Origin of the sequence: Seleniivibrio woodruffii (genome assembly GCF_029267515.1) — a bacterium.
Classification (GTDB): Bacteria; Chrysiogenota; Deferribacteres; order Deferribacterales; family Geovibrionaceae; genus Seleniivibrio; species Seleniivibrio woodruffii_A.
Genome location: NZ_JAJUIS010000001.1, coordinates 44,265 through 58,385 on the forward strand (window position 1 = coordinate 44,265; position 14,121 = coordinate 58,385).

Here is a 14,121-nt window from a genome sequence, read left to right on the forward strand (position 1 = left end):
AAAGGAGTACCGTCATGGTTGAGGCTGTTGCACTGGCTATTGTAAAAACACTTGCGACCTATCTTTTCAAAACCTACGTCCTTATGACAAATAACGTAAAAATAGACGGAGCGCCATACTGGTATATGAAGAATGTCAGCTCCTCCGTCTGCGTTTACGACTTCAAACAGGGCGGGCTTGAATCTGTTGACGCTGTTAAGGATTCAACAGCGGCAAAGATGCGCGCTGAACTTTCCAAAATAATCGAAACAGTTATCTATTCCGAGTTCTCTAACCTTAAAGACCCGAAAGAGAAACAGTTTGTCTACATGTTCAAGAACGACCCGGAAGCGGATATTTTCGTAAATCAGAACATTCAGTTTCCCAATCTGGAATATAACAAAAAACAGCGCACAGCTTTTGCACAAGGCTGTATAGAAAAGGACATAATACTTGACTACCAGACAAAAAGAGCTGAAAAGATCAAGTATGAACTGACACACAAGCGCGCCGGTGATGCTTTTGATGAGCTGGACAAAGGCGACATTTCCGTACAGTAGGTAATTATGAGATATTTTTTATTGTGCCTCACAGCACTTTTTGCTGTTTCATGCGGCGGTGCAGATAAATCGCCCGTTGCCATTGCAAAGGTTACATCTAACGACATGATCCTGCAGGAATATATGTGGCGCTTCGTCTTCCAGACTCCTGCGGAACAGTTGAAAATAATTTTCTCATCAGAGCCGTTTCAACCTCTGCCATCTGATATAGCTGTCTATGAAACCGACCTTAACGAAGACGGCAAACCGGATTTCATAGCCTCCATAATCCATTTCAGGTATTACGAAAACGGTACTTATCCCCTCTATATCATGATGCGGGATAATTACGGCGGATATACTCCAACGAAGCTGTCACAGCGCACAGCCAACTTTGACGTGAAGGTTCTGCCGGAAAAATCCAACGGGATGCAAAATATAATGGTTGACGGCAAGCCTCTTCTTTTCGACGGAAAAACTTATATATCAGGATTCTAACATGAAAAAACTGTTTGTTCTTGCTCTGATACTCGTTTCGGCTACAGCCTTTGCCCGTGTTAAGGTTAAAGATCCTATGGTGATAACTGACTCTGTTACGGTTACATCTTCAGCCAAACCTGACATAATGGAATCGGGAATGACAGTACAGTATAAATCCATAGACTACGCTGAGGTTTCCGCAGCAATGGAGAAGATATCCGGAGCGGTAAAGAAATCTAATGATATCTGCACCTTCGCAGGATACAGAATATCCCCTGAATATCAGTATACAGACGGTAAGCAGATACCCGACGGCTATATGGGGTTTCTTGATTTTGACTGTAAGTTCAACTCCGCACCGGTTTACGAAGCGGTAGTAAATAACGTTTTCACCATAGCAGAGGCAGACAGCGCCTACATGCTTACGTCAAAGCAGATCCGCTGGTCGGTCTCACGCAAGGTGCTTGACGCTCTGCGCTCACAGATGAAGATAGATGCCATAAGAACTGTGCTCAGAACAGCAAGGGAGTATTCCAGAGTCTCAGGGCTTCGCTGCACCGCCAAGGACATAAATCTTGAATATAACGACTTTGTACCTGCCGCAAGAGAATACAGCGCTGTAAGAGCCAGCAAAGCCGCCGTACAGGTCAGCGAGCCGGACAAGACAGATCAGACGGTTTCCCTGTCGGTCAAATACAACTACGTATGCAGATAGTTTTAAGCGCCTGTTCCGTCGGCAAGGTTTGAAAGAACTATCTCTCCGGTTTTTACCACACAGCCCCTGCCTATACGAACGTTTGAGGCTATCACTGCGCCTGCTCCAATGGTTGTTTCACTGCCGACAGTGACTCCGGTCGCAAGTACGGCACCCGCGCCAACGTTCACGCCGTATTCAAGTATACAGTCGCTTTCAATCACCGCACGCGTACCGATTATGCACGCCTTTCCGCATACTGCCGAGTGATTTATCATAGTTCCTGCAAGGATAACACTGCCCTCGCCTATTGATGCGTTATCCGATATCCATGCCGCAGGATGCACAATGGGCAGAACCTTTGCCTTTATCATTTTAAGTTCGTTGAAAAGAAGTGTTCTTATTCTGTTGTCAGTGATAGCAAGGATAACCCTGTCATCCGTTACTATCTCCTCTTCGCTGATAACCTTTATATGGTTAAAGCCTGCGCATCTTGTGTCGGAAACCGCAAGCCCGTCAATCTGTATCCCGTTAAGTACAGCCGCGTCATACACAGCCTTTGCATATACGCCCGCGCCTATAATATATGTTGCCATAAAACACCCTGTATTGTTTTGGGGATACTATAACAAAAAAGCCCGCTTTGAAAGCGGGCTTTTCATATTATGGAAGATTATTTTAATTTTCCAGATTTACGATGTCGTCGTAGATATACTGGATATCCTTTTTATGGCAGGCAACGTCGTAGGCAAGGCGCATAAACGCTTCACCAGCTTCAGTCCCTTTGAATTTCTCTGCCATGGACTCGTAATACTTCATACTGGCGTCTTCGTGACGGATGGCGATGAGCAGCAGTTCCTGAACGTTCAGAGTGTTTGTAACAACCTCCGGGTGCCCTGTTCTGCCAATGCCCAGATCTCTCAGCTTGCAGCTTGAGTCACGCCCAAGATTTTCAAGGCAGTCACACTTTATCGCCTCTTCTATGACGCTTTTGAACTTCTTTTTCGTCTCAATGAGTTCCTTGATTATCTCTTTGGAACTAAGCTCCGCAACGATATCCAGAAGTTTTTCATAAAAGTTCAGCGTAAGCTGCTCTTTCCTTGCCGCCTCGTTCAGTGCCTCAATAACCGTAGCTTCCATCTTAACTCCTTACACCAGCAGGTGTCTTACGAAGTTGATGAACGCTGTGGGGAAGAATCCCACGAACAGAACCATTACAACTCCGATAAAGCTGGTGATGAATGCGGAACGTCCGACAGTTGCCTCAACTTCATACTCAGGCTCGTTGAAGTACATGTAGATTGTGACTCTCATGTAGTAGTAGCAAGCAAGAGCTGAGTTAAGAGCACCGATAACAGCCAGCCAGATCATGTCGGCTTTCATAGCAGCCATGAAAATCTGGAACTTACCGATGAAGCCCGCAAGGGGAGGAATTCCCGCCAGAGAGAACATGAATATCAGCATACCGAGGGCATACAGAGGGTTCTTTTTGGCAAGTCCAGCGAAGCTCTCCAGACGCTCGTCCTCGACCATACCTTTGTTTTTCAGAATACCGAGCAGCGTGAACGCGCCGATGTTCATGAACACATAGATAAGAGAGTAAAGGGCGATTGCTCTGTAGCCTTCGGGATTCATGGCAACCAGACCGATCATCATATAACCTGCGTGGGAGATTGCGGAATAAGCCAGCATTCTCTTAACGTTTGTCTGAGCAAGCGCCACAAGGTTACCGTATGTCATTGTAAGAACCGCGAGGATTGAGAAAAGGGGGACCCAAAGTCCTGCCGCGGGTTCAAGAGCTATGTAAACGAATCTGATAAGCGCCGCAAAAGCCGCTGCTTTGGGTGCTACGGTCATGAAGCCCGCAGCGGGTGTGGGTGCGCCCTGATAAACATCGGGTGCCCACATGTGGAAGGGAACAGCGGAAATTTTGAACGCAAAACCGGTAAGCATAAGGATGAGACCTATCTTAACGGTCATATTGTCGGCAACCAGTCCGCTTTTCAGCACTTCAGATATCTGAAGATAGTTAAGCGTGCCGGTAGCACCGTAAACATATGTCATACCGAACAGGAGCATTGCGGAAGAGAAAGCACCGATGATGAAGTATTTAACTCCCGCCTCGGATGAACGCATCTCATTCTTGTTGAATCCTGCAAGTACATACATTGCGATTGCCATGGTCTCAAGACCGACATAGAAAATCGTAAGGTCGAACGCGGAAACCATGAACATCATACCAAGTATGCTGAAGAACATGATTGTATAAAATTCGCCTTTCAGAATCCCTTTGTCTTTAAGGTACTCAACAGAGCCGAGTGTGGTCAGTGTGTACGCAAGAGCGAAGATCACAAAGAACACATATGAGAAGTTATCCCACATAAGCATGTTGTTGAAACCAAGGTACTTGCCGCCCACCTGAGGGTTGGTCAGAAGAGCGGTTATAAGCAGGAAGGCTATACCGAAGTAGCCGACCATGGACTTCTTCTCTTTTTTGGTCATAACGTCGAGCACGACCAGAATCAGACCGAAGATGGTCATCAGCACTTCGGGAAAAATTGATTGCAGGTTCATCATAAAGTTCTGCATTTCACGCCCCCTACTGCATTGCCACTGCAACGGTGTTCATATGCTCAACAAGTTTTGCGACACTTGCGTGCATATAAGACTGGAATGTCTCAGGGTACATACCGACCCAGAACACTATTATAAGCAGCGGGAATATGTAGATTACTTCTCTCAGGTTCATATCGGCGAGGTTTTCCCATCTCTTGTTAAGGCTCTGATAAAGAACCCTCTGGAACATCCACAGCATGTACACGGCGGAGAAAATCACGCCGATTGCAGCAAGAATAGCCCAGTCGGAGAACGCTTCAAACGCGCCCACAAGAACAAGGAATTCACCGATGAAGGCTCCCATTGAGGGAAGACCTATAGAAGCCATTGTAAAGATAAGGAAAATTGTAGCGTATACGGGAACGCTGGCAGCGATACCGCCGTAGTCCGCTATCTCCCTTGTATGGGTTCTTTCATAAATCAGACCTATCAGAAGGAACAGCGCGCCGGTGATGATACCGTGGTTGAACATCTGAAGGATACCGCCTTCGATACCCGCCTGATTAAGAGCATAGATACCAAGGGTTACAAAACCCATGTGTGAAACCGATGAGTAAGCTACCAGTTTCTTGATGTCTTTCTGAACCATCGCAACAAGCGCACCGTAGATGATAGCAATTACGGAAAGAACCGCAACAGCAGGCATCAGCTTGATTGCCGCGTAAGGAGTCATAGGCAGACAGAAACGGAGCATACCGTATGTACCCATTTTCAGCAGTACGCCCGCCAGAATAACTGAACCGGCTGTAGGTGCCTCAACGTGTGCATCGGGAAGCCATGTATGCACGGGGAACATCGGGACTTTGATTGCAAAGCCGAGGAAGAACACCGCGAATACTATCATCTGGAATCCCTTGCCGTACATTCCGTACTGCTCGGTGATTTTCAGGATGTCGAATGTGTAGTTGCCTGTGATCTGACCGTGTGTGTAGTACAGTGCGATGATTGCAAGCATCATCAGAACTGAACCGGCAAGTGTGTATATGAAGAACTTCACCGCAGCGTAAACTCTGCGCTTTCCGCCCCATACACCGATTATCAGATACATGGGTATCAGCATCGCTTCCCAGAAGATATAGAACAGGAAGAAGTCGAGCGCAAGGAAAGTACCTATCATACCTGTTTCAAGAACAAGCATCGCTATGTAGAACTCTTTCTGTCTCTTCTGGATGTATGTGAATGAACCCAGAATTGCTATCATTGTAAGCAGTGTTGTCAGGAAAATCATAAGTATGGATATACCGTCGACGCCCAGGAAATACTGTACGCCGATGGACTTTATCCACCATGCTTTTTCAACAAACTGCATACCTGCTTCGTTTTTGTCGAAGTTTGCCATAAGCGGAATCGAGATGATAAACTCGATAACGCTGGCTATAAATGCTGCCCACATGGAGCTTTTGCCCTTCCTGAAGAAAATCAGGATGAACAGTGCTGCCGCAAGCGGGAAGAAAATCAGTAAGCTGAGTATGTGTTGCATGATATTTCCGTCCCCCTTACACAGTGTAGAACAGTGCCACCAGCGCTATCACACCGACAACCATTGTCAATATGTAAGTCTGGATGCGTCCTGTCTGCACATATCTTATTACTCCGCCGAACCACATCGGAACACGTCCGAATGCGTTTACGATGAAGTCTATGACGTTAACGTCTATAGCTCTCCAGAGTACAACGTTGGAAAGCATTACTATGGGATGAACGAACAGGAAATCGTACAGCTCGTCGAAGTACCACTTGTTAAGCAGGAACTTGTGAACGGGTTTGAACGTTTTCACTGTCTTCTCCGGAAGTACCGGATAGAACTTCACATAGAACAGGTATGCAACTGTAATACCCGCAACCGCGATAACGATTGAAAGTATCATAAGCGCCTGTGCGGTCGCGTGGCTCATGTGATGCTCGTGAGCATGTGCAGGAGTCAGAACCGGTCCGAGGAACTTATGGATGTAACCTGCCTCAAGGGGATAGCCGAATACCATACCGACAAGCACTGAAAGGATGGCGAGGAACACAAGGGGACCTGCCATTGTCCAGGGTGACTCGTGTGCATGGTCGTGCAGGTGATGGTCTCTGGGTTCACCTTCAAACACAAGGAAGTAGCTTCTGAACATGTAGAAAGCTGTCATACCCGCAACAGCAGTTGCGATTCCCCATGATATTGTGTGACCGCCTGCAAAAGTGAATGCAAGGATCTCATCTTTTGACCAGAAACCTGCCAGCGGAGGAATACCTGCGATTGCGATACAACCGATGAGGTATGTCCAGCGCGTAACCGGCATTTTCTTTTTAAGACCGCCCATAACCCTTACGTCGAGGTTGTCGTGCATAGCGTGCATAACAGAACCGGAGCAAAGGAAGAGCAGACCTTTGAACATCGCGTGTGTGAAAAGGTGGAAAATCGCTGAAACATATGCGCCTACACCGGTTGCCATGATCATGTAACCGAGCTGAGACACTGTTGAGTAAGCGAGTATTCTTTTAAGGTCGTACTGTGTAAGACCGATGGATGCGCCGAGGAATGCTGTCATTGTACCTGCGAAGATGACAAAGCTGCTTGTCATGTGCGCTTCGGCAAAAAGAGCGTTACAGCGTGCAACCATATATACCCCTGCGGTAACCATTGTTGCCGCGTGGATAAGTGCTGAAACGGGAGTAGGACCTTCCATCGCATCGGGCAGCCATGTGTGCAGCGGGAACTGAGCAGATTTACCCATCGCGCCGCAGAACAGTCCGAAGGTCATAAGGTCGATAAGGGAGAACTCCATACCGAATACGGTATAGGTCACCTCTTTGATATGGTGGATAGCCTCAGCGTTGAAAGCGTCGGAGTAGTTAAGGCTTCTGAATGTGAAGATAACCAGAAGGAGTCCCACATAGAAACCGAAGTCGCCGATTCTGTTCATTACGAAGGCTTTCTTACAAGCGTCAGCAGCGCTCTTCTTGAAGAACCAGAAACCGATAAGCAGGTATGAAGACAGACCCACAAGTTCCCAGCCCACAAAGAGCATCATGAAGTTGTTTCCAAGCACCAGCACAAGCATTGAAAGGGTGAATACTGAAAGATATGTGAAAAATCTCCAGTAGCCTTTGTCACCGTGCATGTATCCCATGGAGTAGATGTGCACCATCAGAGATATTGTTGTAACAACTATAAGCATTATGGACGACAGCGGGTCTACAAGTATCCCGAAGGGAACTTCGAGTTTGCCCGCAATTACCCAGGTGTAGAGTGTTCCGTCTACCGTTAAACCTTGTGTGGATACAAGGTAGAACAGTATAAGAGCGCAGACGAAGGACACACCAACACCCGCTATGGCAACCGCCGGTGCCGCATTCTTGATATAACGTCTTCCGAAAAGTCCGTTAATCAGAAAGGCAACCAACGGTCCAAGTAGTGTTAATACTGCAAAGATCATAACCTACCTCTATCCTCTCATAGTATTAATTTCATCAGCGTTGATGGTCTGTTTGTTTCTGAACAGTGAAATGAACAGAGCCAGACCGACAGCGGCTTCCGCAGCGGCAACAGCCATGACGAAGACGATGAAAATCTGTCCTGTCATCTGCTGAAGATAGCTTGAAAAGGCTGCGAGGTTGATGTTAACCGCGTTAAGCATAAGCTCCAGCGACATAAACATAACGATGAGGTTTCTGCGTATCAGAACACCCGCAACGCCGATGCTGAAGATTATTGCGCTAAGGACAAGATAATGTGCCAAAGTCAGCATCCTTAACCCCCTTAATCCTTTTTCGCTATTACTATCGCGCCTATCATGGCAACCAACAGAAGGATTGAAGCCACTTCAAAGGGTACGATATATTGTGTAAACATGACCGCTCCGAAGGCTTTCACGTTTGAAAGACCTTCCGGAAGGTTCATTCCGCTCATCTGAGCCGATTTGATAACGCCTGTTCCCATGAGAGTCATGACGAACTGCAGGAAAAGAACCAGAGCAACCACAGAGCCGAGGATAACCTTTGCAGGCACCTTGATAAACCCTGTTGATTTCGGGTTGAGCAGCATCACAACAAACATATAAAGAACCAGAATCGCTCCCGCGTATACCATAACCTGAATGGCAGCGATATATTCAGCATCAAGCTGAATAAATATGCCGGCCACCGCAAAAAAGGTCAGAAGCATCCAAAGTGCGGAGTGGACAGGGTTCTCTCTGGTCACCATGAAAAGGGAGGCGACCACGGCAGTGATGCCCAGCACCCAAAATCCTACATTCATGAAGATTTCGTTCATTGCTGTACTCCTTCCACAAGTTTCTTTTTAAGATGCTTGTTTTTCCAGTTGCCTTCCAAATTGTCCTTGTAGTTCATGGAAAGGGTTTTCATGTTTATAACATAGCCGCTTCTGTCGGAAGCAACCGTGTTCCACTCCCAGCCCATGTGGATGGCGTCAACGGGGCAGACCTCTTCGCAGTATCCGCAGTAGATACATCTGGAAAGATCAAGCTCATATTTTCTTATAAGCCTTTCGCCGTTAGGTCCGCAGTCTGTTTCAATGTGTATGCACTCGGAAGGGCACACTTTCTGGCACAGGTAGCAGCCGACGCATTTTGTGCGTCCGTCGGCGTGTGTCTTAATATACTGTATACCTCTGAAACGATCCTGAATGGGTGTCGCCTCGAAGGGGTATCTGTATGTCACGGGTTTCTTGAACATGTGGCTCAGAGTTATTCCGAGACCCTGAAGAATCTCCGTGAAAAAGATTGTTTCAAATACGTTCTTCATGATTCACCTCTAGTTCCTGATCGCATACACAACGATGCTGGTGATCAGCAGGTTGGCGAGTGCGATCGGAATGAGTACTTTCCAGCCGAGATTCATGAGCTGGTCGAATCTTAATCTGGGGAGAGTTGCTCTCAGCCACAGGAAGAAGAACATGAATGCCAGCATCTTGATGAGGAACCATACCAGCGGGGGAAGAAGCGGTCCGGTGTAGCCTCCGAGGAACAGAATCGCACACATGCTGGATACGACGTACATGTTTGCATATTCGCCAAGGAAGAACATTGCGAATCTCATACCTGAGTATTCAACGTGGAAACCGGCAACCAGTTCTGTTTCCGCCTCCGGAAGGTCAAAGGGCGCTCTGTTTGTCTCGGCAACCGCAGAAATAGAATAGATGACAAAAGCCACGAACTGCGGAATGAAGAACCAGAGACCTCTTTGTGCCTCAGTAATCTCTTTAAGGTTCAGTGAACCTGCCAGAAGAACAGGACCGAGTATTGACAAACCCATTGCTGTTTCATAGCTGATTATCTGCGCGGATGAACGCAGAGAACCGAGAGTTGCATACTTTGAGTTCGATGCCCAGCCTGACATAATGATACCGTATACGCCGACTGATGACAGTGCCAGAACATAAAGCACTCCCACGTTAATGTCTGCTACGACAATGTTGGGCGCAAAAGGTATAACCGCAAAGGCTGCGATTCCGGGAACCATGCCGAGAAAAGGAGCTACATAAAAGACTGGTTTGTCAACCATATCCGGAGTCATATCCTCTTTCGACATCAGTTTCAGACCGTCAGCCAGGGGTTGCAGAAGTCCCATGGGACCTGTGTGCACGGGACCAAGCCTCACCTGCATGTGACCGATAACCTTACGTTCGGCATAGGTCATGTAGGCAACGCCGGTAAGCACGCATACAACGATAATCAGTATCTTGATTAGTGTAAATACAATCGCGAGTACCATTCCCTACCTCTTATCTATAACTTTCATTACTTTACAATATCAGCCCTGAGGCTCTTTCCGTTACAGAAGATGCCGGCTGTTGCAACAAAGTCCTCCGGCAGCGCTATGCAGCCTTTGGATACTTTCTTTTCTATTTCGACAAGAAACTCACCTTCAAATCCCTCGCCTTTAACTTTCACCCTGTCCTTAGACTTGATGCCAAGTTCTTTCGCGTCTTCAACGCCGATTTCAAGCATCGGTTCGCCGTAGACCTTCGCGAGGTCGGGAGACCATCTTGTGAAAGAGCCTGAGTGGAGTCTGAGGCTGGCGGGATAAAGGAAGAATCTGCCTTTACCTTTCGCCTTGCCGTCTGTTGCAGCGACTTCACCCGCAAAGACATAAGGGTAGGAAACCACGCCGCCGTCCCAGTTGATACCTGAGTAAAGCGGAACTTCCTTCTCTATCATGCCTCTTACGGCATTTGCATCGGCGGGAAGCTGTGCTCCGAGTCCTTTCGCAATGGCGGAAACGACACAGGCGTCAGTGTTGACACCTTTATCAACCGCTTTTTCGATGGACTGGACGCGTCCCTCAAGGTTTGTGAATGAACCGCTCTTCTCTGCGAAGGTTGCAACGGGAATGTAAACGTTAGACATTGCCGCAGTTTCGCTCATGAAGGGGTCTGTAACCAGCAGAAGCTCAAGCCCTGCCGCCTTGGAAGCCGATTTTGTCCAAACGGATCTCGCAGACAGGTTTTCACCCAGAACCACAACGGCTTTGAACTTGCCGGACTCAAGTCCTTTTGCAAATTCTGTCGCGCATTTGGCTCCGAAGCCCATGTCAACGATACCCACTGAGTTGTTTTTGGATTTCGCGGGAACAACTTTAACTTTCGCACAGGCTTTTTTGATGTCCTGAGCAATTTTAACGTCCGCTTTGTTATAGGGATCAAACACAACCACGGGTCTTTCGGCTTTTGTAAGTTTTGCAGCCCATTCGGAATATTCGTTGGAAGCTCCGGCAACCGCAGCAGCGTAGCTTTCCATAGAGGCTCTAACCTCATCGGGATTGCCTGTCACGAATTTTTTGGCAACTCTTTTAAGAGCTGTGTATCCGGGGTAGAACACTGCAAGGGGAGCTGAGCCCATTCTTGCCGCATGTCTTACAGCCAGACCGAGAATCGGGTTTGATTCAGTCACGTCTATGTTAAGAACAGTAACGCAGTCGCTGTTCTCAACTTCCTCAAGTGTCGCTTCGGGATAAACCTCTTCAGACTCTGTGGAGAACAGGTTTGATGTTCCCAGAACGTCTTTTGCGAGTTTGCCCGCAAGGAAAGCCTCTTCGTTGGTCAGTCTGGGGGAGACAACAACGGCTATTGCGTCAGCGCCTGCCGTATCTTTGACCTTTCTGAGTTTTTCCACAGCAACTTCAACCGCTTCGTTAAACGACACCTTTTTGGATTCTCCGCCCGCTTTAACAACAGCTTCAGACTGACGCTTGATGCTGTTGATAAATTCGAAGCCGAAACGTCCTTTAGCGCACATATAACCATGGTTGATGCCCTCTGCGGGGCTTTCTTTCATACGGAAGACCTCGTTGCCTTCGTAGTCGATGTCAACTGTACAGCCGCAGGAGCAGAGTCCGCAGACTGATTTGACACGCTCAAGGTTCCACGGTCTGTTTTTGAACAGGTAGATTCTGTTGTTAAGTGAACCCACGGGGCATACGCTGATGCACTGTCCGCAGTATTCACAGTTCCACGGCTGTTCAAAGGATGTACCTATTATCGTATCAGTACCTCTGTTCAGGAAGCTGATAGCCTGAATGTTGACAACTTCGTCGCAGATACGCACGCAGCGTCCGCAGAGAACGCATCTGTCGATGTCCCTTTCGATAAAGGGGTTTGTATGGTCAACGGGTGTGTCGTTGGGTTTCGCGTCGAAACGAACCTTCGTCACTCCCACTTCATAGGTAAGGTCCTGCAGAGTACACTCACCGCCCTTGTCGCAGACGGGACAGTCCAGAGGGTGATTGATAAGAAGCAGCTCGATGGCTGTCTTGCGCACTCTGGAAAGTTTCTCCGAACGGGTGATGATTTCCATTTTGTCCGTTACGGGTGTTGTACAGGCGGCCTGAAGTTTGGGGTTGTTCACCTGCTCCACAAGGCAGACCCTGCAAGCACCGAAAGGATTAAGACGAGAGTCATGGCAAAGTGTCGGGATAGTGACACCCGCCTCCTTAGCGGCGTCGAGGATGAGCGTATTAGGAGCTACCTGTACCTCTTTTCCGTCAATTTTTACAGTAACCATACTGAGTCTCTCCTCTGCCTTAATCTATTGCATTGAAAGGACAGTTGACGATGCACTCACGACATTTGACGCATTTTTCTCTGTCGATGTATGCAACTGTTCCTTTTTCCCACGTGATAGCGTCCACGGGGCATGCTTTTTTGCAGATACCGCATTTTTTGCATCTGTCGTCAACAACAACGAACTCGATGAGTTCCGCACACTCTCTTGCGGGGCATTTTTTGTCCCTGATGTGCGCCTCGTACTCGTGTCTGAAATATTTAACAGTCGTAAGTACGGGGTTGGGTGCTGTCTGACCCAGACCGCAGAGTGACGCAGTCTTGATGTCGTTACCAAGTTCCAGAAGAAGCTCAATGTCCTCTTCCCTTCCCTGTCCGGTGGTAATCCTGTTAAGGATGTCCAGCATCGTTTTTGTTCCGATACGGCAGGGGATACACTTACCGCATGACTCTCTCTGTGTGAACGTAAGGAAGAACTGTGCAACGTTCACCATACAGTTGGTTTCGTCCATAACGACGACACCGCCTGAACCCATCATCGCACCTGCGGCGATGAGCGAGTCATAGTCTATCGGTGTTTCAAGGTGATCGGGTGTGAGACATCCGCCTGACGGACCTCCCAGCTGAACCGCCTTGAACTTTCTCTTTTTAGGGATACCGCCGCCGACGTCGAAAATAAGCTCGCGAACGGTGATACCCATGGGAACTTCAACAAGTCCTGTCGATTTAACCTTGCCTGAAAGGGCGAAGATTTTAGTTCCTTTGGATTTCTCAGTTCCGATGCCTGCATACCATTCTCCGCCTTTCAGTATGATGGAGGGCAGGTTTGCAAGTGTTTCAACGTTGTTAACGTTTGAAGGTTTTTCCCAGAGACCCTTAACAGCGGGGAACGGAGGTCTGGGACGGGGCATACCTCTTTCGCCTTCGATGGAAGCGATAAGAGCTGTTTCCTCGCCGCAGACGAAAGCGCCCGCACCCTCTTTCAGCTTCAGTTTGAAGTGGAAGTTTGTGCCCAGCACTTTGTCGCCCAGTATTCCTGCTGCTTCAGCGTCTTTAATAGCCTTGATAACCCTTACGATTGCAAGGGGATACTCCGCACGGCAGTAGATGTAGCCTTCGTCGCAGCCTATTGCATAGCCCGCGATAAGCATACCCTCGATAACCGCGTGGGGGTTGCCTTCGATGATGGAGCGATCCATGAACGCACCGGGGTCACCCTCGTCCGCGTTGCAGATGAGGTATTTGTGGTCGCCGGGGCTGTTGCGGCAGAATGTCCATTTAAGACCTGTGGGGAAACCGCCGCCCCCCCTGCCTCTGAGTCCGGCTTTCTTGACTTCGTCAATTACCTGCTCAGGGGTCATGGTAAGCGCTTTTTTGATCGCTTCGTATCCGCCGAGTTTGATGTAGTCCTCGAGGCTTTCGGGATCTACACGTCCGCAGTCGGCGAGAACGTAACGTTTCTGTTTATCATAAAACTGAAAATAGTCGGCCTTTGCCGCCCACTTCTCAACAATGTTTCCTCCGACGATGTGTTCCTCAACAATAGTGGGAACCATTTCGGCTGAAACGTGTTCGTAAGTGATCGGGTCTTTGCCGGGGATATAAACGTCTATAAGCACGTCACGGGCGCAGAGTCCTCTGCATCCGGTCTGTTTCGCAGCACAGTTGCGTTCCTTCGATTCGGCGTTTTTGAGACCTCTTTTGGTAAACTCTGCATCCAGAGCATCCATGACCTCTTGTCCGCCGGAAGCAACACCCGCAGTACCCATACAGACGTGTACTTCAACGTGGTCTGTTGTATAACTCATATC

General features: G+C 48.2%; 14 protein-coding genes. 3 read left to right on the forward strand and 11 right to left on the reverse strand.

Translation table 11 applies throughout. The features are described 5' to 3' along the window. Positions 1-14: 14 nt before the first annotated feature. The 3 genes from Q7P67_RS00230 to Q7P67_RS00240 are packed head-to-tail and all read left to right on the forward strand — an operon-like array spanning position 15 to position 1,713. Positions 15-539 carry a hypothetical protein gene (locus tag Q7P67_RS00230; RefSeq protein WP_303849524.1) on the forward strand — a complete coding sequence of 175 codons (525 nt, stop codon included), beginning with the start codon at positions 15-17 and terminating at the stop codon, positions 537-539. Positions 540-545: 6 nt separating this feature from the next. Beyond that, positions 546-1,016, forward strand: a complete 471-nt coding sequence (locus Q7P67_RS00235; RefSeq protein WP_303849526.1) for a hypothetical protein — start codon at positions 546-548, stop codon at positions 1,014-1,016. Between the two features lies 1 nt (position 1,017). Further along, positions 1,018-1,713 carry an SIMPL domain-containing protein gene (locus Q7P67_RS00240; RefSeq protein WP_303849528.1) on the forward strand — a complete coding sequence of 232 codons (696 nt, stop codon included), beginning with the start codon at positions 1,018-1,020 and terminating at the stop codon, positions 1,711-1,713. A gap of 2 nt (positions 1,714-1,715) precedes the next feature. Here the strand turns inward: Q7P67_RS00240 and Q7P67_RS00245 are convergent, their stop codons facing one another. From Q7P67_RS00245 to nuoF, 11 genes are all read right to left on the reverse strand, one after another. Further along, positions 1,716-2,288 (reverse strand): hypothetical protein, encoded by a 573-nt coding sequence (locus Q7P67_RS00245; protein WP_303849530.1) that lies wholly within the window; start codon positions 2,286-2,288, stop codon positions 1,716-1,718. Between the two features lie 82 nt (positions 2,289-2,370). After that, positions 2,371-2,832 carry a rubrerythrin gene (locus Q7P67_RS00250; RefSeq protein ID WP_303849533.1) on the reverse strand — a complete coding sequence of 154 codons (462 nt, stop codon included), beginning with the start codon at positions 2,830-2,832 and terminating at the stop codon, positions 2,371-2,373. Positions 2,833-2,841: 9 nt separating this feature from the next. After that, positions 2,842-4,281: an NADH-quinone oxidoreductase subunit N gene (locus Q7P67_RS00255; protein ID WP_303849535.1), complete on the reverse strand. Its 1,440-nt coding sequence runs from the start codon at positions 4,279-4,281 to the stop codon at positions 2,842-2,844. A gap of 10 nt (positions 4,282-4,291) precedes the next feature. Then, complete coding sequence (locus tag Q7P67_RS00260) at positions 4,292-5,788, reverse strand: NADH-quinone oxidoreductase subunit M (protein ID WP_303849537.1); 1,497 nt, start codon at positions 5,786-5,788, stop codon at positions 4,292-4,294. Positions 5,789-5,804: 16 nt separating this feature from the next. Beyond that, the gene (gene nuoL, locus Q7P67_RS00265) at positions 5,805-7,727 is read right to left on the reverse strand and encodes an NADH-quinone oxidoreductase subunit L (protein WP_303849539.1); all 1,923 of its coding nucleotides are present in this window, start codon (positions 7,725-7,727) and stop codon (positions 5,805-5,807) included. Positions 7,728-7,736: 9 nt separating this feature from the next. Continuing rightward, entirely contained in the window at positions 7,737-8,039 is a 303-nt protein-coding gene (gene nuoK / locus Q7P67_RS00270; protein ID WP_295221783.1) for an NADH-quinone oxidoreductase subunit NuoK, read from the reverse strand. 11 nt (positions 8,040-8,050) lie between these two features. Next, positions 8,051-8,563, reverse strand: coding sequence for an NADH-quinone oxidoreductase subunit J (locus tag Q7P67_RS00275; RefSeq protein ID WP_303849542.1), 513 nt, complete (start codon positions 8,561-8,563; stop codon positions 8,051-8,053). Then, a complete protein-coding gene (gene nuoI / locus Q7P67_RS00280; protein WP_303849544.1) occupies positions 8,560-9,054 on the reverse strand; it encodes an NADH-quinone oxidoreductase subunit NuoI in 495 nt (164 codons plus the stop codon). Before nuoI ends, Q7P67_RS00275 begins: the two co-directional genes overlap by 4 nt. Before the next feature lie 9 nt (positions 9,055-9,063). Then, positions 9,064-10,023 carry an NADH-quinone oxidoreductase subunit NuoH gene (gene nuoH, locus Q7P67_RS00285; protein WP_303849546.1) on the reverse strand — a complete coding sequence of 320 codons (960 nt, stop codon included), beginning with the start codon at positions 10,021-10,023 and terminating at the stop codon, positions 9,064-9,066. 26 nt (positions 10,024-10,049) lie between these two features. Next, the gene (locus Q7P67_RS00290) at positions 10,050-12,311 is read right to left on the reverse strand and encodes a molybdopterin-dependent oxidoreductase (protein ID WP_303849548.1); all 2,262 of its coding nucleotides are present in this window, start codon (positions 12,309-12,311) and stop codon (positions 10,050-10,052) included. A 19-nt stretch (positions 12,312-12,330) separates the two neighbouring features. Further along, on the reverse strand, positions 12,331-14,118 hold the full coding sequence (gene nuoF, locus Q7P67_RS00295; protein ID WP_303849549.1) for an NADH-quinone oxidoreductase subunit NuoF: 1,788 nt from the start codon (positions 14,116-14,118) through the stop codon (positions 12,331-12,333). Between the last annotated feature and the right edge of the window lie 3 nt (positions 14,119-14,121).

Coding starts and splice junctions, on each gene's coding strand:
- Q7P67_RS00230 (WP_303849524.1), top strand. CDS start 15: ATGGTTGAGGCTGTTGCACTGGCTATTGTAAAAACACTTGCGACCTAT.
- Q7P67_RS00235 (WP_303849526.1), top strand. CDS start 546: ATGAGATATTTTTTATTGTGCCTCACAGCACTTTTTGCTGTTTCATGC.
- Q7P67_RS00240 (WP_303849528.1), top strand. CDS start 1,018: ATGAAAAAACTGTTTGTTCTTGCTCTGATACTCGTTTCGGCTACAGCC.
- Q7P67_RS00245 (WP_303849530.1), bottom strand. CDS start 2,288: ATGGCAACATATATTATAGGCGCGGGCGTATATGCAAAGGCTGTGTAT.
- Q7P67_RS00250 (WP_303849533.1), bottom strand. CDS start 2,832: ATGGAAGCTACGGTTATTGAGGCACTGAACGAGGCGGCAAGGAAAGAG.
- Q7P67_RS00255 (WP_303849535.1), bottom strand. CDS start 4,281: ATGCAGAACTTTATGATGAACCTGCAATCAATTTTTCCCGAAGTGCTG.
- Q7P67_RS00260 (WP_303849537.1), bottom strand. CDS start 5,788: ATGCAACACATACTCAGCTTACTGATTTTCTTCCCGCTTGCGGCAGCA.
- nuoL (WP_303849539.1), bottom strand. CDS start 7,727: ATGATCTTTGCAGTATTAACACTACTTGGACCGTTGGTTGCCTTTCTG.
- nuoK (WP_295221783.1), bottom strand. CDS start 8,039: ATGCTGACTTTGGCACATTATCTTGTCCTTAGCGCAATAATCTTCAGC.
- Q7P67_RS00275 (WP_303849542.1), bottom strand. CDS start 8,563: ATGAACGAAATCTTCATGAATGTAGGATTTTGGGTGCTGGGCATCACT.
- nuoI (WP_303849544.1), bottom strand. CDS start 9,054: ATGAAGAACGTATTTGAAACAATCTTTTTCACGGAGATTCTTCAGGGT.
- nuoH (WP_303849546.1), bottom strand. CDS start 10,023: ATGGTACTCGCGATTGTATTTACACTAATCAAGATACTGATTATCGTT.
- Q7P67_RS00290 (WP_303849548.1), bottom strand. CDS start 12,311: ATGGTTACTGTAAAAATTGACGGAAAAGAGGTACAGGTAGCTCCTAAT.
- nuoF (WP_303849549.1), bottom strand. CDS start 14,118: ATGAGTTATACAACAGACCACGTTGAAGTACACGTCTGTATGGGTACT.